The sequence below is a fragment of the Kitasatospora sp. NPDC096128 genome (genome assembly GCF_040303105.1).
Taxonomy (GTDB): Bacteria; Actinomycetota; Actinomycetes; order Streptomycetales; family Streptomycetaceae; genus Kitasatospora.
In genome coordinates, this window is sequence record NZ_JBEOSP010000014.1 from 186,535 (window position 1) to 208,360 (window position 21,826).

Annotated in this window: 20 protein-coding genes and 1 riboswitch; of the genes, 9 read left to right on the forward strand and 11 right to left on the reverse strand. The window is 72.1% G+C overall.

All coding sequences use genetic code 11. The features are described 5' to 3' along the window. Positions 1-41: 41 nt before the first annotated feature. The 3 genes from ABTY61_RS18085 (at position 42) to ABTY61_RS18095 (ending at position 3,781) form a co-directional block, all read left to right on the forward strand. Positions 42-947 carry a sugar ABC transporter permease gene (locus tag ABTY61_RS18085; RefSeq protein WP_350505978.1) on the forward strand — a complete coding sequence of 302 codons (906 nt, stop codon included), beginning with the start codon at positions 42-44 and terminating at the stop codon, positions 945-947. Positions 948-1,020: 73 nt separating this feature from the next. Next, positions 1,021-2,736 carry a glycoside hydrolase family 13 protein gene (locus ABTY61_RS18090; RefSeq protein ID WP_350505979.1) on the forward strand — a complete coding sequence of 572 codons (1,716 nt, stop codon included), beginning with the start codon at positions 1,021-1,023 and terminating at the stop codon, positions 2,734-2,736. A 25-nt stretch (positions 2,737-2,761) separates the two neighbouring features. After that, positions 2,762-3,781: a LacI family DNA-binding transcriptional regulator gene (locus ABTY61_RS18095; protein WP_350505980.1), complete on the forward strand. Its 1,020-nt coding sequence runs from the start codon at positions 2,762-2,764 to the stop codon at positions 3,779-3,781. A 135-nt stretch (positions 3,782-3,916) separates the two neighbouring features. Here the strand turns inward: ABTY61_RS18095 and ABTY61_RS18100 are convergent, their stop codons facing one another. The 3 genes from ABTY61_RS18100 to ABTY61_RS18110 all read right to left on the reverse strand — a co-directional run bounded on the left by ABTY61_RS18100 (position 3,917) and on the right by ABTY61_RS18110 (position 7,211). After that, positions 3,917-4,117, reverse strand: coding sequence for a hypothetical protein (locus ABTY61_RS18100; RefSeq protein WP_350505981.1), 201 nt, complete (start codon positions 4,115-4,117; stop codon positions 3,917-3,919). A 186-nt stretch (positions 4,118-4,303) separates the two neighbouring features. Then, positions 4,304-5,572: a transglycosylase family protein gene (locus tag ABTY61_RS18105; protein WP_350505982.1), complete on the reverse strand. Its 1,269-nt coding sequence runs from the start codon at positions 5,570-5,572 to the stop codon at positions 4,304-4,306. A gap of 7 nt (positions 5,573-5,579) precedes the next feature. Next, positions 5,580-5,750: riboswitch (cyclic di-AMP (ydaO/yuaA leader) on the reverse strand. A 510-nt stretch (positions 5,751-6,260) separates the two neighbouring features. Next, positions 6,261-7,211, reverse strand: a complete 951-nt coding sequence (locus ABTY61_RS18110) for a sirohydrochlorin chelatase family protein (RefSeq protein WP_350505983.1) — start codon at positions 7,209-7,211, stop codon at positions 6,261-6,263. 558 nt (positions 7,212-7,769) lie between these two features. Here ABTY61_RS18110 and ABTY61_RS18115 point away from each other — a divergent pair. Further along, on the forward strand, positions 7,770-8,033 hold the full coding sequence (locus ABTY61_RS18115) for a DUF397 domain-containing protein (protein ID WP_350505984.1): 264 nt from the start codon (positions 7,770-7,772) through the stop codon (positions 8,031-8,033). A gap of 293 nt (positions 8,034-8,326) precedes the next feature. Here the strand turns inward: ABTY61_RS18115 and ABTY61_RS18120 are convergent, their stop codons facing one another. After that, a complete protein-coding gene (locus ABTY61_RS18120; protein ID WP_502895351.1) occupies positions 8,327-8,977 on the reverse strand; it encodes an ATP-binding protein in 651 nt (216 codons plus the stop codon). 367 nt (positions 8,978-9,344) lie between these two features. Between ABTY61_RS18120 and ABTY61_RS18125 the strand changes: the two genes are divergently transcribed. Continuing rightward, entirely contained in the window at positions 9,345-10,211 is an 867-nt protein-coding gene (locus tag ABTY61_RS18125; RefSeq protein WP_350505985.1) for a Sco1979 family transcriptional regulator, read from the forward strand. Positions 10,212-10,293: 82 nt separating this feature from the next. Here the strand turns inward: ABTY61_RS18125 and ABTY61_RS18130 are convergent, their stop codons facing one another. Together ABTY61_RS18130 and ABTY61_RS18135 are read right to left on the reverse strand one after the other, a co-directional pair. Beyond that, positions 10,294-10,899 (reverse strand): TetR/AcrR family transcriptional regulator, encoded by a 606-nt coding sequence (locus tag ABTY61_RS18130; RefSeq protein WP_350505986.1) that lies wholly within the window; start codon positions 10,897-10,899, stop codon positions 10,294-10,296. 228 nt (positions 10,900-11,127) lie between these two features. Continuing rightward, on the reverse strand, positions 11,128-12,642 hold the full coding sequence (locus ABTY61_RS18135; RefSeq protein ID WP_350505987.1) for an MFS transporter: 1,515 nt from the start codon (positions 12,640-12,642) through the stop codon (positions 11,128-11,130). An 87-nt stretch (positions 12,643-12,729) separates the two neighbouring features. Between ABTY61_RS18135 and ABTY61_RS18140 the strand changes: the two genes are divergently transcribed. Further along, a complete protein-coding gene (locus ABTY61_RS18140; RefSeq protein ID WP_350505988.1) occupies positions 12,730-13,179 on the forward strand; it encodes a MarR family winged helix-turn-helix transcriptional regulator in 450 nt (149 codons plus the stop codon). Between the two features lie 54 nt (positions 13,180-13,233). Here the strand turns inward: ABTY61_RS18140 and ABTY61_RS18145 are convergent, their stop codons facing one another. The 5 genes from ABTY61_RS18145 to ABTY61_RS18165 all read right to left on the reverse strand — a co-directional run bounded on the left by ABTY61_RS18145 (position 13,234) and on the right by ABTY61_RS18165 (position 17,643). After that, positions 13,234-14,181 (reverse strand): M56 family metallopeptidase, encoded by a 948-nt coding sequence (locus ABTY61_RS18145; RefSeq protein WP_350505989.1) that lies wholly within the window; start codon positions 14,179-14,181, stop codon positions 13,234-13,236. 153 nt (positions 14,182-14,334) lie between these two features. Continuing rightward, entirely contained in the window at positions 14,335-14,901 is a 567-nt protein-coding gene (locus ABTY61_RS18150) for a DUF5134 domain-containing protein (protein WP_350505990.1), read from the reverse strand. Between the two features lie 173 nt (positions 14,902-15,074). Continuing rightward, the gene (locus ABTY61_RS18155) at positions 15,075-15,833 is read right to left on the reverse strand and encodes an amino acid ABC transporter ATP-binding protein (protein ID WP_350505991.1); all 759 of its coding nucleotides are present in this window, start codon (positions 15,831-15,833) and stop codon (positions 15,075-15,077) included. Beyond that, positions 15,830-16,717, reverse strand: coding sequence for an amino acid ABC transporter permease (locus tag ABTY61_RS18160; RefSeq protein ID WP_350505992.1), 888 nt, complete (start codon positions 16,715-16,717; stop codon positions 15,830-15,832). Before ABTY61_RS18160 ends, ABTY61_RS18155 begins: the two co-directional genes overlap by 4 nt. Positions 16,718-16,752: 35 nt before the next feature. Next, positions 16,753-17,643 (reverse strand): ABC transporter substrate-binding protein, encoded by an 891-nt coding sequence (locus ABTY61_RS18165; protein ID WP_350505993.1) that lies wholly within the window; start codon positions 17,641-17,643, stop codon positions 16,753-16,755. A gap of 556 nt (positions 17,644-18,199) precedes the next feature. Between ABTY61_RS18165 and ABTY61_RS18170 the strand changes: the two genes are divergently transcribed. Genes ABTY61_RS18170 through ABTY61_RS18180 form a run of 3 tightly spaced genes read left to right on the forward strand, consistent with a single transcriptional unit; the run spans position 18,200 to position 21,428 of the window. Beyond that, positions 18,200-19,600 (forward strand): DUF6421 family protein, encoded by a 1,401-nt coding sequence (locus ABTY61_RS18170; protein ID WP_350505994.1) that lies wholly within the window; start codon positions 18,200-18,202, stop codon positions 19,598-19,600. Continuing rightward, positions 19,597-20,355: an SDR family NAD(P)-dependent oxidoreductase gene (locus ABTY61_RS18175; RefSeq protein ID WP_350505995.1), complete on the forward strand. Its 759-nt coding sequence runs from the start codon at positions 19,597-19,599 to the stop codon at positions 20,353-20,355. The genes ABTY61_RS18170 and ABTY61_RS18175 overlap by 4 nt, the downstream gene beginning before the upstream one ends. Beyond that, complete coding sequence (locus tag ABTY61_RS18180) at positions 20,352-21,428, forward strand: threonine aldolase family protein (protein ID WP_350506009.1); 1,077 nt, start codon at positions 20,352-20,354, stop codon at positions 21,426-21,428. The genes ABTY61_RS18175 and ABTY61_RS18180 overlap by 4 nt, the downstream gene beginning before the upstream one ends. The last annotated feature ends 398 nt before the right edge of the window (positions 21,429-21,826 follow it).

The following is a 21,826-nucleotide window of genomic DNA, read 5'->3' on the forward strand; positions in this document are numbered from 1 at the left end:
CAGGCCCCGGAACCAGTTGACCCACGAAGGCAGGTAACCCGATGAGCACCACCACCGAACGCCCCGCCCCCGCAGTAACCCCGGCCCCGGCCGCCCGGCCGGCCAAGCACCGGCCGCGCGGCGAGAGCAGCCCGCTGTCCAAGGCGCTGTCCCACGGCGTCCTGATCCTCGCCAGCCTGATCGCGCTGTTCCCGATCGGATGGATCCTCTTCGTCTCGCTCGGGCCGGACAAGAACGACTACCTCCACCCCGGCGACATCTTCGGCAAGCTCACGCTGTCGAACTACCAGCACGTCCTGGGCGACACCGACTTCTTCACCTGGTTCGGCAACTCCCTGCTGGTCGCCGGCGTCACCACCGTGTTCGGCGTGCTGCTCGCCGCCACCGCCGGGTACGCCGTCTCCCGGATGAGGTTCCCCGGGCACAAGCCGCTGATGTGGTCGCTGCTGGTCACCCAGATGTTCCCGATCGCGGTGCTGATCGTGCCGATGTACACGATGCTCTCCGCGCTCGACCTGCTGGACAGCTACGCCGGGCTGATCCTGGTCTACTCCACCACCACCGTGCCGTACTGCGCCTGGCTGATGAAGGGCTACTTCGACACCATCCCGGTGGAGATCGACGAGGCCGGCCGGGTCGACGGGCTCAGCCCGTTCGGCACCTTCTGGCGGCTGGTGCTCCCGCTCGCCCGCCCGGGCCTGGCGGTGGCCGCGTTCTACTCCTTCCTCACCTACTGGGCCGAGGTGCCGTTCGCCTCCACCTTCATGCTCAGCTCCGACAAGTACACGCTCGCCGTCGGCCTGCAGAGCTTCGTCAGCGAGCACGACGCCCAGTGGAACCTGATGGCCGCCACCGCCGTGCTGATCGCGATCCCCTCCGCGGCCTTCTTCTACCTGGTGCAGCGCCACCTGGTCACCGGCCTGACCGCCGGTGCCTCCAAGTCCTGAGGCCCACCGCCGTCCCAGCGCTGCCCGACGACCCAGCGCTGCCCGCTCCTCTAGTCCCCAAGGGATACCGTCCATGACCCAGAACCTGGCCGACACCTCCCGGCCTGCCGCCGACAACGCTCACGAGGCGGCCCCGCTGGCTCCTGTGACCGGCGGCGCGTCCAGAGACTGGTGGCGGGACGCGGTCATCTACCAGGTGTACCCGCGCAGCTTCGCCGACTCCAACGGGGACGGCATGGGCGACCTGCCCGGCATCCGCAGCCGCCTGCCCTACCTGCGGGACCTCGGCGTGGACGCCGTCTGGCTCTCCCCCTTCTACGCCTCGCCGCAGGCCGACGCCGGCTACGACGTCGCCGACTACCGCGCCGTGGACCCGATGTTCGGCACCTTGCTGGACGCCGACGCACTGATCCGGGACGCCCACCGGCTGGGGCTGCGGATCATCGTCGACCTCGTCCCCAACCACTCCTCGGACCAGCACGAGTGGTTCCAGCGCGCCCTGCGCGAGGGCCCCGGCTCCCCGCTGCGCGACCGCTACCACTTCCGCCCCGGCAAGGGCGAGAACGGCGAACTGCCGCCCAACGACTGGGAGTCCATCTTCGGTGGCCCGGCCTGGACCCGCACCGAGGACCCGGACGGCACCCCCGGCGACTGGTACCTGCACCTGTTCGCCCCCGAGCAGCCCGACTTCGACTGGGACAACCCGGCCGTCGCCGACGAGTTCCGCTCGATCCTGCGGTTCTGGCTGGACATGGGCGTGGACGGCTTCCGGATCGACGTCGCCCACGGCCTGGTCAAGGCCCCCGGCCTGCCCGACCTCGGCGGCGGCGACCAGCTCAAGCTGCTCGGCAACGACGTCATGCCGTTCTTCGACCAGGACGGCGTGCACGAGATCTACCGCAGCTGGCGCAAGATCCTCGACGAGTACCCGGGGCAGCGGATCGGCGTCGCCGAGGCCTGGACCCCGACCGTCCAGCGCACCGCCAACTACGTCCGCCCCGACGAGCTGCACCAGGCCTTCAACTTCCAGTACCTGGGCACCGATTGGGAGGCCGCCGCGCTGCGCTCGGTGATCGACCTCTCGCTCGACTCGATGCGCCCGGTGGACGCCCCCACCACCTGGGTGCTGTCCAACCACGACGTCACCCGGCATGCCACCCGGTTCGCCAACGAGCCCGGCCTCGGCACCCAGATCCGCACCCCCGGCGACCGCGGGCTGGGCCTGCGCCGGGCCCGCGCCGCCACCCTGCTGATGCTCGCGCTGCCCGGCTCCGCGTACGTCTACCAGGGCGAGGAGCTCGGCCTGCCGGACGTCACCGACCTGCCCGACGAGGTCCGCCAGGACCCGTCCTTCTTCCGCCAGGCCGGCCAGGACGGCTACCGCGACGGCTGCCGGGTGCCGATCCCGTGGTCCGGCACCGAGGCCCCGTACGGCTTCGGACCGGTCGCGGGCGGCCCGTCCTGGCTGCCGCAGCCCGCCGAGTGGGCCGAACTGAGCGTCGAGGCGCAGACCGGCGACCCCTCCTCCACCCTGGAGCTCTACCGCAGCGCGCTGGCCGTCCGGCGGGCGCAGCCCGACCTCGGCGCCGGCACCGGGGTCGAGTGGCTGGAGAGCCCCGAGGGCACCCTGGCCTTCCGGCGCGGCTCCTTCGTCTGCACGGTGAACACCACCGGCGAGCCGGTGCGGATCCCCGCCCCCGGCCGGCTGCTGCTCGCCTCGACCGAACTCGTGGTGGACGGCGGCGAGACCGTGCTCGCACCGGACAGCACCGGCTGGTGGGCGGTCTGACGTGGGTGCAATAGGCTCTGGGCCCGTGACTACGGCGCGACTCTCAGACATCGCGGCGCAGGCGGGGGTCAGCGAAGCCACCGTCTCCCGCGTACTCAACGGCAAGGCGAACGTCTCCGCCGCGACCCGGCAGACCGTGCTGGCCGCGCTCGACGTGCTCGGCTACGAGCGGCCGACCCGGCTGCGCCAGCGCAGTGCGGGCCTGATCGGGCTGATCACACCGGAGTTGAGCAACCCGATCTTCCCCGCCCTGGCGCAGGTGATCGAGCAGGTGCTCAGCCGGCACGGGTACACCCCGGTGCTGTGCACCCAGACGCCCGGCGGGTCCACCGAGGACGAACTGGTCGAGATGCTGGTCGACCGGGGCGTGGCGGGCATCGTCTTCGTCTCCGGGCTGCACGCCGACTCCACGGCGGACCACGACCGCTACGCCCGGCTGTCCGGGCGCGGGGTGCCGTTCGTGCTGATCAACGGCTACAGCGAGAAGATCGACGCGCCGTTCATCTCGCCGGACGACCGGTCCGCGATGTGGATGGCCGTCCAGCACCTGGCCGAGCTCGGGCACGAGCGGATCGGTCTGGCGGTCGGGCAGCGGCGGTACGTGCCGGTGCTGCGCAAGATCGAGGGCTTCACCGCGGCGATGCGGGAGGTGCTCGGGCGCAGCCGGGAGGAGGCCGAGGAGTTCGTCCACCACACGCTGTTCAGCGTGGAGGGCGGGCACGCGGCGGCCGGCGCGCTGCTCGACAAGGGCTGCACGGCGATCGTCTGCGGCAGCGACATGATGGCGCTCGGGGCGATCCGGGCGGTGCGCCAGCGCGGGCTGTCGGTGCCGCACGACGTGTCGGTGGTCGGCTTCGACGACTCGCCGCTGATCGCCTTCACCGAGCCGCCGCTGACCACGATCCGCCAGCCGGTCGAGGCGATGGCGACGGCGGCGGTGGACGCGCTGCTGGAGGAGGTCGGCGGGAACTCCGCCCAGCGCGGGGAGTTCATGTTCCAGCCGGAGCTGGTGATGCGTGGCTCCACCGGGGCCTGCGTGCGCTGAGGCCGGGCGGACCGGGTCAACTGACGGGCTCCGGAGGGCGGTTGCTTTCCGGGGCCCGTCGGCGTGCGGTGGCCGCTCGGCTCCCGCGGTCGGCTCGGCCCGGCCGGTTCGGGCGGGTACGGGGGCGGCGGTCGGTCAGCCCTCCTGGGCGGCCGGGCGGTCGGTGGAGGCCCGGTGGCCGTCGGCCGCGTCGCCGGTCCGGGTCTCGGTGCGGCGGCCGCGGGCCAGGTAGTCGCGCACGACCAGTTCGACGGCGTCCTGCGGGTTCTTGGTGCCGGAGAGCAGCATCGCGTCGATCGCGAGGTTCGCGTCGAGGGTGACGGTGACCTGGGCCATGGTGACTCCTCCTCGGGTGCAGAGCAGCAGCATGCCCCGTGGGCCGGGGTTTGACCATGCGGAATCCGGGCGTTCGGCTTCCGGCGGCGCTACGGTCGCGCGGGTACGTCGCGCCGGTACGCCGGAGCCCCGGGAGGAGCGAGCGGGGCTCTTCCCGGGGCTTCGGCGTCAGTCGTTCGCGGTCGCTCAGACCCGGCCGGCGAAGTCCGGGGCCCAGTTGGCGACGGTCTGGAGGCGGACGCCCACGCTCGGGTTGGCGGCCTCGACGTACTGGCCGTTGCCGACGTAGATGCCGACGTGGTAGACGCCGGAGTCCTGGCCGTTGTTCGACCAGAACAGCAGATCGCCCGGCTGCAGGCTGTCCAGCGACACGTGGGTGCTGGCGGCGGCCTGGTCGGCGGCGACGCGCGGGATGTTGATGCCGGCGGCGCGCAGCGCGGCCTGGGTCAGGCCGGAGCAGTCCCAACCGCCGTTGCCGGTGCCGCCGTAGACGTACGCCTGGCCGACCTTCGACTCGGCGAAGGAGACCGCGGCGGCCATGCTGCCGGAGGCGGCCGGGGCCGGGGCCGGGGTCTGCGCCTGGGCGGCCGGCTTCGAGGCGGGCTTCTGGGCGGTCGGCTTGGCGTTCACGGCACCGCCGTTCGAGGCCTGGCCGGCCTTCTGCGAGCGGTTGAACCAGGTGAAGTCCGAGCCGGACTTGGTGGCGGACTGGTCGGCCTGGGCCGAGGTGTCGTCACCGAAGGTCAGCTGCTCGCCCGGGTAGATGGTGTCCGGGCCCTCGGTGAGGGTGCTGCGGTTGAGCTCGTAGAGCCGCTGCCAGCCGCCCTGGACGTTGTGCTTGTCGGCGATCGAGGACAGCCAGTCGCCGTCGACCACGGTGTAGCCGGCGGCCTGGGCCTGGGCCTGGCGCTTCTGGGCCCAGGTGTTGTCGGCGGAGCCGGCGGTGGTGGCGGAACCGTCGGAGGCCTGCGCCTGGTCCTGCGCGGGCGCGGCCGGCTTGGCGGGCTTCGCGGCCTGGGCGGGCTTGGCGGCGGGCTTGGCGGCCGTGGAGCCGGCCGAGGTGTCGACGGAGGCGGCGGCGCCGCCCTTGGTCAGCCCGGCCTGGACGGAGCAGACCGGCCAGGCGCCGGGGCCCTGCGAGGCGAGGACCTTCTCGGCGACGGCGATCTGCTGGTCCTTGGTGGCCTGGTTGGCCTGCGGGGCGTAGGCGGTGCCGCCGAAGGCGGCCCAGGTGCTGGAGGTGAACTGCAGGCCGCCGTAGAAGCCGTTGCCGGTGTTGATGCTCCAGTCGCCGCTGCTCTCGCACTGGGCGACCTTGTCCCAGGTGGAGACGGGGGCGGCGTTCGCGGTGCCGGCGGTCAGGCAGGGGATGGTGAGGCCGACGCCCGCGACGCCGAGGGCGGCGATCACGCGACGGGTGCGGCTGGACAGGCGGTTGCCGTTGGAAGGCAGCATGAAGACGCGGTCCTCTCCCACGCCTGCGAGGTGAGCTGTCGGATTCGGGCTGGAGTTGCCCGGCCGCGCTGTGGGCGCGGCTTCACCCCTAGCCCTGGACCGTTTCGGAAATCGGTCCGGGGCGGCTTACCTGTGGTTCCCCCGCTCCTGCCGTGATGCGTTTTCGCGCTTGCCAGGACATCCGACGGCAGGACTCGGCGTCGCGGATGAACTGGGTCCGTGTGGTCACGAACGGGGAGCACGTTAAGCAGACTTAAGTTCAAACTGCAAATACCTGTGATGCGCATCACGGTTTAGTGAGAAACTCCAAATGGCGCGTAATTCATGATCGAAAATGATCGTTTTCCGGCAATATCGCGGCAGATTCTCACAACTGGCTCCGCCTCAGGAAAGAGGTGACGGAGCGTTGGAGCACAAAAGGGGCGCGCCTGTGAGTCGGCGGAGCGGCAGTGATTCGAGCGCCCGGCAACGCGCCGACTCGTCATCGACAAATGGACCGTAAACGGACATTGCATGGCATTGCCCGCTTAGCTCGCGTTGGCCCCCGAGTGGGACGAATCAGAGCACGTCGAAACACGTCGAAACACGTCGAAAGGGCCCGGAACGAGGTCGTTCCGGGCCCTTCGCCGGTGCGGGTCCGCCGGCGGTGGCCGACGGGCGTCTGGGGCGGGCGTACAAGCGGCCTGCGCTAGCCCTCCACGGGCCCTTCGGCGGCCGCGTGGGCGCGGCGGGAGCCTTCCCCGGCCCCGCCGGTGGCGGCGGCCTCCGCCTCGGCCTCGGCGAGCTCCGCCGCCGTCGGCGTCGGCAGCGCGGCCAGGTAGGTGGAGGCGATCAGCTGGCCGACGGTCGGGTAGGCGCCGAGCGGCGCCGCCGACGGGCAGCCGGTCTCCTCGGCGGCCGTGGCGAGCAGCTCGGAGTCCGCCTCCGGGCCGATGACGAGCGGGGCCAGCGCCGGGCGCTCGGAGCCGGTCTCCTTGAGGTGGTTGACGGCCGCGGCGACCGAGCCGGGCACATCGAGTGCGGCGGCGACGACCGGGACGGCCAGCCGGGCGGCCAGCAGCACGCCGGTGATCCCGGCCGCGGCGGCCGCGTCCTCGCCGCCGACGGTGGTCAGGACCACGCCGTCCGCGGCGGTCGCGATGGCGAACAGCCGGGCCCGGTCGGCCCGGGCCAGCCCGGCCTCGGACAGCCGGACGTGGACGGCCTCGGCGAGCAGCGGGTGCGGGCCCAGTGCGTCGGTGACGGTCGCGCCGTACTCGGCGGCGAGGGCGTGAAGTCCGGTCAGGAAGTCGTGCGGGCCCGGGATCAGCGGCACCACGACGGGCGTCGGCAGTCCGGCCTCGGCGGCCGTCGCCAGCAGCTCCGCGACGGTGCGCTCCTCCTGGGTCCCGCCTTCGGTGCCGGCGGTCGGGAGGTAGCCGACCGCGGCCTGGACGCCGGTGTGCTCGCTGCGGACGACCGACAGCAGCTCCTCGACGACGGAACGGGACTCGGGCCCCGCGGTCGCGGGAACGGCGAGCACCAGGGCCGGCGAGCCGGTGCGGATCTCGGGGCGCTCGGGGCGGCGATGGCGCCCCCGCGCACGGGAGCCTGGAGTGCGGACGGGCAATGGCGCGCCCGGGATGGCTGCGGTGCTCATGCCGGAGATCGTAGGACATCTGCCCGTCAGGCCTGCAGTCGGCTGCCGTACGGGTTTCGGGTGGCCGTGGTGCGGAGGCCGTGTCCCCGCCGTGCCGGTCCGGGCCGATTGCCCACAATCCGGACATTCTTCGCCCAAGCCCCGGATGAACCCGCGCAGTTGCCCAGACGTGTCCCGGGGGGCGGTCCGTTGCATGAGGGGTGCGTGAGATGTCTCACAGGCGGAAGGCGGTCTGACGGAGCGTCACAGAGGTGCGACTCCCGGCATTCGAAGATCAACATTCAGCGGGGGGCCGCTCACGGCCGGTTATGGACGGGCCGTCGATTCAGTCGGCTATGTCCGTTTACGTACCGTCAGGAGAAGGGTCCGTGAAGAGTTCGCGGCGGTGGGTAAAAGGCCTTATGCACCTGCACTGTCCCGTGCTGATGCACGTGCACTGCGGCTATCATCGCGTCAAGTGAGGCGTTGTGCCGGACCGGTACGGGGCCGGTCCGTTCGTTCGGCGGGTGCCGGGGCGCCGCGCTGGACGACAACTCCGGAGCTCTTCGGGAGACTTCTATGCACGACTCGCAGGACACGCACGGCTCCAACCACACCTACAACGGGATGGCCGCCGCCGAGCTCACGGGGGTGGTCTGGCAGAAGAGCCGGCACAGCAACTCCCAGGGCAACTGCGTCGAGTTCGCGGCCCTGCCGGGCGGCGACGTCGCGATGCGCAACTCGCGCTTCCCGGACGGTCCGGCGCTCATCTACACCCGGGCCGAGATCGCCGCCCTGCTGCTGGGGGCCAAGGACGGGGAGTTCGACCACCTGGCGGTCTGACCGGCCGCCGTTTCACCATCGGGGGGCCGTCGTGGGTGCTGACACCACGACGGCCTTTGTCTTTCCTGCCGCCCGGCGGCCCGTCGCGCTCGTGGCCGGTCCGGTGGTGGACCGTCCGGCGGGGCCTGCCGGGGTGCCGGGGCCGCGGGCCCGGGCCGCTCGGATGCGGGCCGGTCGGGCGCGGGCCGCCCGGCCGCGGAGATCCGGCCGCTCCTGCGGAGTCGGGGCGGGCTGAAGGGCCCGGGGTGTGGTCCTCCCGGGTCGTCCCTCGGCCGGCCGTGCGCCGTGCGGCGCTAGGCCGAGCGCCGGTGCCGTCCACCGATTTCGACCCGACCGTCCAGGACATGGCCGTCGAGCCCGCTGCCGTCGAGTCTGTCGCCGTCGAGTCCGCTGCCGTCGAGTCCGTTGCCGCGGCCGGGCTCCGCCTCGAACATGGCCCAGACCACCTTGCCGCTGCCCAGCGGGTGCCAGCCCCAGGAGCGGCTGAACGACTCCACCAGGTGCAGTCCGCGGCCGGATTCGGCGACGAAGTCCGCCTCCCGGGCCACCGGGCCGATGCTGCTCGGATCGCTCACCGCGCAGACCACCTGGGGTGCGCGGTGCACCAGGCTTATTCGGATCGGCAGCCGCCCCTCCGGGGTGGGCTGTGTGGGAAAGTCGTACTCGCCCAGGGCGCCGCCCGACGGGTCGGGCCGTGCGCCGATCGCATGCCGGAGCGCGTTGGTCACGAGTTCCGAGGCCACCAGTGCGACGTCGTCGAACAGCTCCATCAGGCCCCAGCGCTGGAGAGCGGTCCGGGCGAAGTCGCGCGCGGTTCTCACGGCTTCGAAGCGAGGAGCGAGCGTGCAGGTGACCACATGGGGGTCAACTGCCAAAGCCGTACCGGTGCTCATGAAGAGCTCCTCCCATAAGGGGGCGGACACGGCTGGACCCGCCGGGGTCATGCCGGTCACCTCCGACTCGCTCGGCCGCTCGGCCGCCCCCTCGACCAGGCGCGCGCGCACTCGAACGCCCGATGGCGCGGGGGACGCCGTCGGGCCGGTGCACGGAGTCGCGCGTGGGGTCGACGCGGAGCCCGCGGGATTGCCAGGGATGTGCAGGTGCACGTGCACCATGGTGGTGTGCGCTCACTGCAGATGCAAGAGTCGATTCACGTGCAGTCGCACTATTGGCATATGCAAGCGCCGGATGCACGTGCATCCTGGTGTGCGGAGTGTGGAACTGATAGGAACATCCGTCAGTATCGGCACCGTGAGCGCTCAACTGATGGCAGACTGTGCGCTGTTTGCCCTAGGTGGAGGTTTCGACCGCATGACCACAGTTCAGCCGGGCGGCGGCTCGATGGTCCGCCGGATCCTCCTCGGCTCGCAGCTGCGACGCCTGCGCGAGGCACGCGGCATCACCCGAGAGGACGCGGGCTACGCGATCCGCGCGTCCGAGTCCAAGATCAGTCGCATGGAGCTCGGCCGGGTCAGCTTCAAGGAGCGTGACGTCGCCGACCTGCTGAGTCTCTACGGCGTCGACGACGGCCTGGAGCGGGAGGCCCTGCTCGGCCTCGTCCGCGAGGCCAACAAGTCCGGCTGGTGGCACAGCTTCAACGACGTGCTGCCGGGCTGGTTCCAGACCTACGTCGGCCTGGAGGAGGCCGCCCAGCTGATCCGCACCTACGAGGTGCAGTTCATCCCCGGACTGCTGCAGTCCGAGGAGTACGCACGGGCGGTTTTCGGCCAGAGTCGACCGGTCATCAGCGAGGAGGAGGTGGAGCGGCGGGTCAGCCTGCGGCTGCGCCGCCAGAAGCTGCTGACCGAGGGCACCAGCCCGCGCCTGTGGGCGGTCATCGACGAGGCGGCGCTGCGCCGGCCGGTCGGCGGGCCCAAGGTGATGCGCGGTCAGGTGCAGTACCTGATCGACGTCGCCGAGCAGGCCAACGTGGTGATCCAGGTCATGCCGTTCCGCTTCGGCGCGCACGCGGGCGAGTCCGGTGCGTTCACGATCCTGCGCTTCCCGGAGCAGGACCTCGCGGACGTGGTCTACCTGGAGCAGCTCACCAGTGCGCTGTACCTGGACAAGCGGGACGACGTCGACGCGTACATCCAGGTCATGGAGCGGCTCTGCGTGGACAGCCTCACGCCGGAGCGCACCATAGACCTGCTGTCCTCGATCCTGAAGGAGCGCTGAGCAACTCCCGGGCGGGGAGCGGGGGATCTCCCCCGGTCCCCGCCCGGGGGGCACTCGAGAGACCGCTCGGCCGCAGGCCCCGTCAACCGCGGGCCCGCGGCCGTTCGCGTTCCGGGGGCAGCGGCTGCGGCGGGCGGCCCAGCTCCCAGGCCAGGTCGTAGCGGCGGAACAGGTCGGCCCGGATCGGCGCCAGCGGGATCTCCGCCCCCGGCAGCAGCACCCCGATGCAGCCGCCCATCAGCGCGCTGCGCAGCACCGCGTGTTCGGCGACCGGGTCCGATGCGCCCCAGTCGACGAGCAGCCCCTGCAGGATCGCGCCGAGCTGCTGCTGCTCGGGTTCCTGGACGAAGGCTCCGGTGTCCGGGTCGAGGATCAGCGCCAGGTGCGAGCGCATCACCCGGGGGTGGTCCATGGCCAGGCCGAGGACGGCGTCGATCGCGCGGGCCAGTCGGCCCTCCGGGGTGGCGTCCGGCGGCAGCTCGGCCAGGGCGCCGGACAGCGCCTGGTGCATCAGCCGGTGAGTGGCGGCCTGCATCAGCAGTCGTTTGCCGTCGAAGTAGTAGGAGAGCAGGCCGCGGGCGAGGCCGGCCCGCTCGGCGATGTCGGTCAGCGTGGTGCCGGCGTAACCGCGCTGGTCAACCAGTTCGACGGTGGCCCGCATGATGCGTCGGCGGGAGCGTTGCCGCATCTCCTCGTTGACCGAATCCCCGCGAGGTGCCATCGTGTCTGCTCCGAACGTTCGTTGACTCCGGGCCAATATACTTGCGGAGCCGGCAGCCGCGCCGTGGGACCGTGCCCTGGGGGGCGCCGCCCGGGCCAGCCGGTACAGAAGACGGCCGGCTCCACCAACACGGGGGTTTGGTGGAGCCGGCGCCAGTGCCCGACGGCCGGGGTCGGCCGCGGAGGGGCCAGTGGGTCAGCGCTCGCTCAGGACTTCGGTCCGGGCCACGGACGGCCCGGCAGACGGATAATCATAATCTGGCACCGACGCGGGAGTTACCGTCCGACGCCGGTCCACCAGGGCGCCGATCGCGGCCACGACGAGTCCGACCACGGCGACCGCGGTGACCAGGACCAGCGCGGGCCGGTAGCCGTCCAGCTGGGCCTGCGCGCTGTCGCCGCCCGCGCTCCCGGCCGTGATCATCGCGGTCGCCCCGGCCAGCACCACCGCGGTGCCGACCTGGATCGCGGTGTTCACCAGGCCCGAGGCCAGCCCCTGCTCCTCGTCGGCCACCCCGTCGGTGGCGGCGATGTTCACCGAGGGGAAGGCCAGCGCGAAGCCCACGCCGAGCAGCAGCATCGAGGGCAGCACCAGGACCGGGTACGAGCTGTGCTCGTCCAGCCGCAGGAACAGGGCGAAGGCTGCGGCCAGGGCGAGCAGGCCGATCGGCAGCAGCCGGCCGGTGCCGAAGCGGTCCACGATCGGGCCCATGAACGGGGCCGAGAGCGCGATGAACGCGCCGGCCGGCAGCAGGCCCAGGGCCATCTGCAGGGCCGACCAGCCGAGCAGGTGCTGGAGGTAGAGGGTGACGACGAACTGGAAGCCGCCGTACGCGCCGGTCATCGCGAAGGCGACGATGTTGGCGCGGGCCACCGAGCCGTTGCGGAAGATGCCGAGCCGGACCAGCGGATGGGCGGCGCGGCTCTCGACCAGCAGGAAGGCGGCGGCCAGTGCGGCGACCACGACCAGCGAGCCGAGGGTGCGCAGGCTCAGCCAGCCGGCGCCCTGGGCCTCGGTCACGGTGAACACCAGCAGCAGCACGGTCGCGGTGCCGGTGATCGCGCCCAGCACGTCGTAACCGCCCTTGGCGGGCTCCTCGACCGGGCGGGGGAGCAGGCGGACGGCGAACACCAGGGCGAGCAGCGCGACCGGGACGGGCATCAGGAAGGTCCAGCGCCAGCCGACCGAGGTGAGCAGCCCGCTCAGCACCAGGCCGAGCGAGAAGCCGCTGGCGCCGCAGGTGGTGTAGATCGACAGCGCCCGGTTGCGGGCGGGGCCCTCCGCGAAGGTCGTGGTGATGATCGACAGTCCGGCGGGGGCGGTGAAGGCGGCGCTGACGCCCTTGAGGAAGCGGGCCGCGATCAGCAGGCCGCCGTCGTCGACCAGCCCGCCGACCAGCGAGGCGGCGGCGAAGGCGCCGAGGGCGACCAGGAAGACCCGGCGGCGGCCGAGCAGGTCGGCGGCGCGGCCGCCGAGCAGCAGCAGTCCGCCGTAGCCGAGCACGTAGCCGGAGACCACCCACTGCAGGGTGGAGGTCGAGAGGTGCAGTTCGGAGCCGATGGAGGGGAGGGCGACGCCCACCATCGAGACGTCCAGGGCGTCCAGGAACATGGCGGCGCAGAGCACGATCAGGGTGCCCCAGAGGCGGGGTGTCCAGTTCAGCCCGCTGGTTGACGGAGCGTCGGGGGACGTGGTGGTCGCGGTGGTCATGGGGAGGACAGTACATGCACATGCATTCAATGCAAGTGAATAAGATGCGAACACATAAATTTACGATGCACGTGCTAATCTGGCGGCGTGGCTGAACCCGACCCCCACGAAGCCTCTGCGGAGGCCGGCCTCATCGCGGAATGGCGCGAGCTGCTGGCCCGCCACGCCGCTGCCGTCTGTGCGCTCGATCGCGAGCTCGGCGAGCGGTACGGGCTGGGCATGAGCGAGTTCGAGGTGCTGGAACGCCTGGTGGAGGGCTGCCGGGCCGAGGGTCGGGCGGCCCTGCGGGCGAGCGAGCTGGCGCCCACCGTCCATCTGAGCCAGAGTGCGCTCTCCCGGCTGATCGCCCGCCTGGAGAAGGGCGGGCTGGTGACCCGGGAGATGTGCCCGAGCGACCGGCGGGGCATCATGATCGCCCTCACTCCGGCCGGGCGGGAACGCTACGACCAGGCCCGGCCGCTCCACCGCGAGGTGCTCGGACTGACGCTCGGCGGCCGGTTCGCCCCGCTCTGCGGGGAGTCCTCCGCCTCCGCTTGACGCTGCGTCAACTTCCTTTTGCGGTACAGCTGGTAGCTCGCCTGATGGGCGGGGTCAGAGCAGCGAGTGGAGCCCCGGGGCGACGGCCAGCAGGACGGCCGCGGCGGGTGCGGCCAGGGCGACGGCGGTCAGCCGCAGCCGGTGCGGCACGGAGAGCCGGGGGCGGCCCGCGAGCAACCGGTCCACCCGCTTCGGGGACTGCGCCAGGCCGGGCGGGCAGGAGCCGAACACCCCGCGGTCCAGGTTGAGTTCGGCCAGCGCGAGGGCGGTGGTGTGCCGTCCGTGCCGCCGGGCCGCCCGGTCGTCGGCGGCCAGCTCGACCAGCTCCGCGACCTGGTCCCGGAAGGCGCGGAACACCCCGATGCCGGGGAAGCCGGAGGCGAGCGCCTGGGCGAACTGCTGCAGCCAGTGGTGCCGCGCCCGGACGTGACCGCGCTCGTGGCTCAGCACGGCCGCCAACTCCCGGTCGGTGAGCTGCTGGAGGGCGCCGGTGGTGACCACCAGACGGGAGTTCGGGCCGGGCAGCGACCACGCCTCGGGGCGGATGTTCTCCAGCACCACCAGCCGCTCCCGGCGGCTCCGGGCGGCCTCGATCGCCTCCGGCAACTCCGGTGACCGGGTCGCCAGTTGGGCGTGTCGGCGGTCGCGCAGGGCCTTGGCCGTCCGGACCTCGCGGGTGAGCGCCAGCACCGTCTGCAGCGCACCCGCGGCCAGCACCGCGGCGCACAGCCGGCCCCAGCCCTCGGCGTCCTGCAGGCCGTACGCGGCCTCCACGCCGTGCGGGGCGCCGGCGAACACCCAGGCGCGCAGTGCGGGCTCGGCGGCGGAGGCGGCGAGGACCAGGCCGAGGGCGCAGCACAGCAGGACGGCCACCACGACGCTCTGCCACACCAGCAGCGCCAGCACCGGTTCGCGCTCCACCCAGCGGGCCCGGGCCAGCAGCCGGGGCACGACGGTGGCGAGCAGCAGGCCGAGCAGCAGCAGGCCGATCAGGGCAGTCATCGCATGGGCTCCCCGAGTACGCACGGAACGCGACAACGCGCTCCCCGCCAACCTATGCGCTGGCGACGCCCGGTGGAACGGCTTTCGGCGGGCCAGTGACCAACGCCACGCGCGGGTCCGGTACCGGGCGGGGGCGGCCCGGGGGCGGGCCCGTCACATGGTCAGCAGCATGGCGAACATGCCGATCCCCATGGCCAGTCGGCAGGCCCGCGGCAGGCCGGTGGTGCCCAGGGCGAGGGTGCCGGCCGGGGTGTGCAGCAGCCGGGCGCCGGTCCAGAGTGCGTAGCCCCCGAAGTAGAGCAGCAGCGCGCCGGTCAGCAGGGGCGCGCCGAGGGCGGCGGCGTGGTGGTGCCCGGCCGGGGAGAGGGTCATCGCGAGGGCCAGGTGCGTCATGGCGAGCGCGCCGACCGCGTGGTGCAGCCGGTGCGCCCGGCCGCTGGGGGTGTGCAGGGCGGCCACCAGGAAGACGGCCGCCGGGAGGCCGAACAGGCAGGCCCAGACGGCGGCCGGGACGGTGCCCCCGGTGACGGCCATCGCCGCCATGCCGAGCCCCATCAGCGCCTCGGCCGCGTCGGACTCCCGGGCCAGCGCCGGGTGGGGCCGGTGCGGCCCGGGGGTCGCGGGGGCACAGGGGGACTGCCGCAGGCGGGTCAGGCAGTAGGCGCCGGCGGTGGCGGTGAGGAGGGCGAGGAGCCAGTTGACCAGGGTGGGACCGTGCAACGGCGGCCTCCCGGGGCGCGGACGATCGTCCCGTCCACGATCACCGCTCCGCCCCCGGCGCGGCCAGGGCGCGTGCGGGGGCGCACTGTGGTGACCGCCGTCGTGCGTTCCACCCCGGGAGACCCGCGCCCCTGCCGCGCCCCCCGCCGGGCGCCCGCCGGGCCGGCGGCTCCTCAGCCCTGGAGCCGTCCCGAGGCGACGATCCGACTGAGGAACTGCCGGGTCCGCTCCTCCTGCGGATCGCCGAACACCTGCTCCGGCGGACCCTGTTCGAGCACCACCCCGCCGTCCAGGAAGCAGACCTGGTCGGCGACCTCGCGGGCGAACCCCATCTCATGAGTGGAGAGGACCATCGTCATCCCCTGCTCCTTGAGGTCCCGCACCACCGACAGCACCTCGCCGACCAGCACCGGGTCGAGCGCCGCGGTGATCTCGTCGAGCAGCAGCAGCCGGGGCCCGGCCGCCAGCGCCCGCACGATGGCGACCCGCTGCTGCTGTCCGCCGGAGAGCCGGTCCGGGTACTCCCCGGCCTTGGCGGCCAGCCCGAGCCGGTCCAGCAGGGCCAGCGCCTTCGCCTCGGCCTCCGCCCGTCCGACCCGGTGCACCCGGCGCGGGGCGAGCGTGATGTTCTCCAGCACCGTCATGTGCGGGAAGAGGTTGTACGACTGGAACACCACCCCGATCCGGCGCCGTACCGCGTCCTCGTCCGCCCGCGGGTCGGTGATCTCCTCGCCGTCCAGGAGGATCGCGCCGTCGTCGATCCCCTCCAGCAGGTTGACGCACCGCATCAGGGTGGACTTCCCGGAGCCGGACGCCCCGATCAGCGCCGTCACCGAGTGCTCGGGCACGGCGAGGTCCACGTCGCGCAGCACCACCTGGTCGCCGAAGCTCTTGCGCACCGACTCCAGCCGGAGCACCTCGGTCCCGCTCACACCGCACCTCCCTGCAGCTGCCGACGGTTCATCCGCCCGGTCAGCCAGTCGGCGATGCGGGTCAGCGGAACGGTCAGCACGATGAACACCAGACCCGCCACCAGGTACGGCGTGAAGTTGAAGGAGTGCGCCGCGAGGATCTTCGCCGCGTACACCGCGTCGATCGCGCCGCCGATCGAGACCAGTCCGGTGTCCTTCTGCAGGCTGACCAGGTTGTTGATCAGCGGCGGGACCACCCGGCGCACCGCCTGCGGCAGCACCACGTACCGCATGGCCTGCGCATTGGTCAGCCCCAGCGAGCGCGCGGCCGCCCGCTGGCTCGGGTGCACCGACTCGATGCCGGAGCGGAACACCTCCGACACGTACGCCGAGTACGTCAGCACCAGCGCGGCCCCGCCGAGCAGCAGCGGGTCGGTGGTCACCCCGGTGAGCCGCAGGGCCGGCACGCCGGTGATCATCACCAGCAGGCAGATGATCATCGGCAGCCCGAGGAAGAAGTCCACGTACGCGGTGGCCAGCAACCGCACCGGCAGGAAGACCGGCCCGCGCAGCGTCCGCAACACTGCGAGCAGCAGCCCGAACACCAGGATCAGCACGCCGCAGCCGAGCATCAGCTCCAGGTTGAGCCGCAGCCCGCGCAGCACCTCGGGCAGCGCCTGGCGGGCGTACTCCAGGTTGAAGAAGGTCCGTCGGGTCACCTCCCAGCCGGGGGAGTTGACGACCAGCAGGTAGAGCACGACGGCCGTCGCCGTGGTCGAGGCGGTGGCGACCAGCGCCGAGCGGCGGGCCCGGGCCCGCCGGTACGCCTCGTGCGCCAGTCTCCGCTCGGACGGGCGGTACCCGTCGTCCCCGGCCGGGCCGGCCGGGCCTGCCGATCCCTTCACGGTGTCGACCGGCCCGGACGGGCCCGCCTCCGCGCTCACTTCAGCACCGGCGCCGAGACGGCGTCGGACAGCCACTGCTTCTCCAGCTTGGCCAGCGTCCCGTCCGCGCGCAGTGCGTCCACCGCCTGCGACACGCACGGCGTCAGCTTGGAGCCCTTGTCCAGCACCAGGCCGAACTGCTCGCCCTGGGAGGCCGATTCGAACTGCCCCACCACCTGGGCCTCCGGCACCTCGGCACCGGTGATGTAGAAGGCCGTCGGCAGGTCCACCACCAGCGCCTCGACCTGACCGTTCTTCAACGCGGCCTTCGCCAGGTCGTTGGAGTCGAACACGGCCGGCTGGCTGCTCGGCTTGATGGTGCCGGTGATGGTGTCCAGGCTCGTGGTGCCGATCTGCGCGCCCAGCTTGCTGCCCTTGAGGTCGGCGATGCTCTTCGCGCCCGCGGCCTTGGAGCCCTTGAGCGCGATGACGGCCTGGCGCACGTCGTAGTAGCCGGAGGAGAAGTCCACCGCCTGCTTGCGCTCGTCGCTGATGGACACCTGGTTGATGTCGAAGTCGAAGTCTTTGGCCCCCGGCGCCGTCGCCTTGCCGAACGGCGCGACCACCCAGCCGACCTTGTCCTGGGGGTAGCCCAGCTTCCCGGCCACCGCGTACGCCACGGCCGACTCGAAGCCCTTGCCGTTCTCCGGCTTGTCCTCGGAGAACCACGGGTCGTAGGCCGGCTTGTCGGTGCCGATGGTCAGCTTCCCGGCGGTCCGCGTCGCCAGCGCCCCGGGCGCGCAGCTCGCCGGCGACCCGGCCGTGGCCGAGGTGCCGGCGGCGGCGCCGTCGGACTTGGCGTCCTGCGGGGCGCACCCGGAGAGCGCGGCGGCGACGACGGCCAGCGCGGCGAGGGGCAGGACGGCGGACGGCTTGCGGAGGCTCATGGCAGTGCTCCAGGGGGCGAGGGACCGGGCGGGACGGGGGAGGGGCGGGACTGGCGCGGCGCTGGGGGAGCCGGGCCGGGCGGGCCGCTTCCCGGCGGGTCACTTCCCCCCGGTGGCGGCGCCGGAACACACACGGCATGGTCGGCGTACGGGCCCGCGTCCGCGGCGCCCGGAGCCGGGCCGGCGGCGGCGGGCCGACCGTGGCCGGGGCGACCGCTGCGGCCGGATCAGCGACAGCGGCGACAGCGGCCCTGCGGGCGACAGCGGCGGCGACAACAGGCCTGCTGACGGGAGGGCACCCGGAACGGGCCGTCGTGGCGCTCGGCCACCGTGATCACCTCCGCGAGCATGCGGGGAGGTTCGCATCACAACGGCGCACCTGTCCAGAACATCCAGGAAACCGTCCACATGCCGGACAGCAGGGCCCGCCGACGGAGCTTTTGGTGCCGGGGCGGCACCACACGGAAGTTTTGCCGGTCGGACCCCCCTTGAACGGGAGAACCTCTCGTACTTATGGTGTCCTCGTTGAAATAACTCCTGTCGAAGTGAGTCCACGATGCAGAATCTTTCGCCAAGGCTCGCTGCGGCGGCCGACGCCCCGGTCTCGACCCTCGCCGCCCAGCCGGCGTGGCTGCGCCTGAAGGAGGCCGTCGAGACCCTGCGCCCGCTGCAGTCCAAGGACGGCTCCATCGACCTGTCCGCGGTCCAGCGCCACACCGTCGACCCGCTGGTCGCCACCGTCCGGTCGGCCATCGAGGAACTCGCCCCGCACTTCCCGCACGACGCCGCCTACCTGGCCGCCGTCGACGCGGACCTCGCCAAGTGGGCCGACACCGGCTACCGGGAGCCCGACTTCCTGGACTCGCTGCTCGCCTTCCAGCCCGCCGACCAGCGCGAGGACGGCCTGGAGCACCTGGTCGTCTTCCCGATGTACACCCAGAACGGCAACCCGGACCGCAACCTGGAAGCCGTCCTGCTGCGCGTGGTCTGGCCCGAGTGGCTGGACGAGCTGGAGCGCACCCGCTTCGACAACCCGATGTTCGTGCCGATCACCTTCACGGACTTCACGGCCGGCTACGACACCAACTCCGCCGTCCTCTTCCCCGAGACGGTCGCCGTGCGCAAGGCGCCGGATCGTTTCACCTGGGGCGGCATCTTCTGCGACCGCGAGGCCGCCCGCTTCCGCGCCGTCACCACCAGCGCCGTCTCGCAGCTCGGCCTGGAGATCCCGGCCGACGCCGAGGGCCTGCTCGAGGACCAGCAGCGCGCGCAGGAGACCTTCGTCCTGTGGGACCTCGTCCACGACCGCACCCACAGCCACGGCGACCTGCCGTTCGACCCCTTCATGATCAAGCAGCGCAGCCCGTTCTGGATGTACGGCCTGGAGGAGCTCCGCTGCGACCTCACCACCTTCAAGGAGGCGGTGCAGCTGGAGGCCGAGGGCAACCCGCACGCCCGCGACGTCCAGTACGCGATCCTCTTCGACCGGCTGTTCCGCTTCCCGGTCAGCGGCGACCGCGTCCGCAACTACGACGGCATGGGCGGCCAGCTGCTCTTCGCGTACCTGCACAAGCACGACGCGCTGCGCTGGCGCGACAACCGCCTCACCATCGACTGGGAGCGCGCCCCGCAGGTCACCAACGCCCTCTGCGCCGACATCGAGACCCTCTACCGCGACGGCATCGACCGGCCCAAGCCGGCCCACTGGATCGCCGCCTACGAGCTGGTCTCCCGCTACCTCACCCCGCACCCGGCCTCCACCTGGGCCAAGGGCCCGGAGGCCCTGCCGCTCGACATCACCGACGGCAAGGCCCTGAACAAGGCGCTGTGCGACGCCGTGCTCCCGGACGAGTTCCCGCTGAGCATGTTCTACGAGGCCCTGTCCAAGAAGCTCCGCGGCGTCATCGCCGCCACCGCCGGCATCACCGGCGCCGGCATCCAGGGAGTCGCCGCGTGACCACCAACCCCACCACCAAGCTGGCCGGCAAGGTCATCGCCGTCGCCGGAGCCAGCGGCCCGGCGGGCCAGGCCGTGCTGCGCCGCCTCGCCGCCGAGGGCGCCACCGTGATCGGCGCCGACATCGACCCCCGGCGCCTCGAGTCCGCCCTGGACGCCACCCGGGTCGCGGTACGCGGAGCGAAGGTGAGCGGCCAGGTGATCGACCTGCTCGACCCGCAGGAGGTCCACGACTGGGCCGACCACCTGGAGGCCGAGCACGGCCACGTCGACGGCCTGTTCCACCTGGTCGGCGGCTGGCGCGGCAGCAAGACCTTCTTCGACAGCCGCCTGGACGACTGGGACTTCCTGCACGACACCGTCGTGCGCACCCTCCAGCACACCTCGCTGGCCTTCCAGCCCGCCCTGGTCCGCAGCCCGGCCGGCCGCTACGCCATGGTCTCCGCCGCGGCCGCCCACAAGCCCACCGCGGGCGGCGCCGCCTACGCGGCCGCCAAGGCCGCCACCGAGGCCTGGACCCTCGCCATGGCCGACTCCTTCAAGAAGGAGACCACCTCCCCGGACGGCGAGCCCACCGCCGCGGCTGCGATCCTGGTCATCAAGGCGCTGGTCAGCCCCGAGATGCGGGCCGAGAAGCCGGAGGCCAAGTTCGCGGGCTTCACCGACACCGCCGACCTCGCCGGACACCTGGCGGACCTCTGGGACCGCCCCGCAGCAGAACTGAACGGACAGCACCTGTGGCTGACAGCCCGATGACCGACCTCACCCGTACGGACGCGGTACGGCGGCACGACCCCGCCGTCCGCGGCTTCGCCAGCGACAACTACGCCGGCGTGCACCCCGAGGTCCTCGCCGCGATCGCCCTCGCCAACGGGGGCCACCAGGTCGCCTACGGCGAGGACGACTACACCGCGCACCTCCAGGACGTCTTCCGTCGCCACTTCGGCGACAAGGCCGAGGCCTACCCCGTCTTCAACGGCACCGGCGCCAACGTGGTCGCCCTCCAGTCGCTGCTGCCGCGCTGGGGCGCCGTGGTCTGCGCCGACACCGCCCACATCCACGTGGACGAGGGCGGCGCCCCGGAGAAGATGGGCGGCATCAAGCTGCACACCGTCCCCACCCCGGACGGCAAGCTCACCCCGGAGCTGCTCGACCAGCAGGCCTGGGGCTTCGGCGACGAGCACCGCGCGCAGCCGCTCGCGGTCTCCATCACCCAGAGCACCGAGCTCGGCACCCTCTACACGGTCGACGAGATCCGCGCGATCACCGAGCACGCCCACCAGCTCGGCATGCTCGTCCACATGGACGGCTCCCGCCTGGCGAACGCCGCTGCGGCGCTCGGCCGCCCGATGCGGGAGTTCACCACCGACGCGGGCGTGGACGTCCTGTCCTACGGCGGTACGAAGAACGGCCTGCTGCTCGGCGAGGTGGTGGTGGTGCTCAACCCGGAGCGGGTGCGCAACATCAAGTACCTGCGCAAGACCTCGATGCAGCTCGCATCGAAGATGCGTTTCGTCTCCGTCCAGTTCGAGGCACTGCTCTCGGGTGACCTCTACCTGCGCAACGCCGGCCACGCCAATGCGATGGCCAGCCGGCTGGAGGCGGCGGTCCGGAAGATCGACGGCATCGAGGTCGTGCGCCCGGCCCAGGCCAACGCGGTGTTCGCCATCCTCCCGCGCGAGGTCAGTGAGCGGCTGCAGAAGCGTTACCGCTTCTACTTCTGGAACGAGCACACCGGCGAGGTGCGCTGGATGTGCTCCTTCGACACCACGGAGGCCGACATCGACGCCTTCGCGGCGGCCATAGCCGAGGAGATGGGCCGCGCCTGACGGCGTACCTGACAGTGGATCGCCTCCGCCCGGAGCCCCGGGCGGAGGCGATTTGCATGTGGCGGGTCGGTCCCCGTACAGTTCCGGAGTCGCCGCGGGAGACCGGGGCGACAAAGCGGAAAGCGAATCCGATGAATGAAACTCCGGAAAAACGGAGCGGAAAACATCTGATAAGCTTGAAACACGAAAGAACGAAGCGCCCGGAGGGCCCGCTGGAAGGCGGTCCGAAGGAAGCGTCCGTTCCTTGAGAACTCAACAGCGTGCCAAAAGTCAACGCCAGATATGTTGACATCCCCGGCCTCGGATTATTCTGGGGTTGGAGATTCCTTTTGAAACAAACACTAGCGAGGACGCAGTGCGCGGGGCCGCCCTATTCCGGTGGTTGCCGTGCCGCTCAA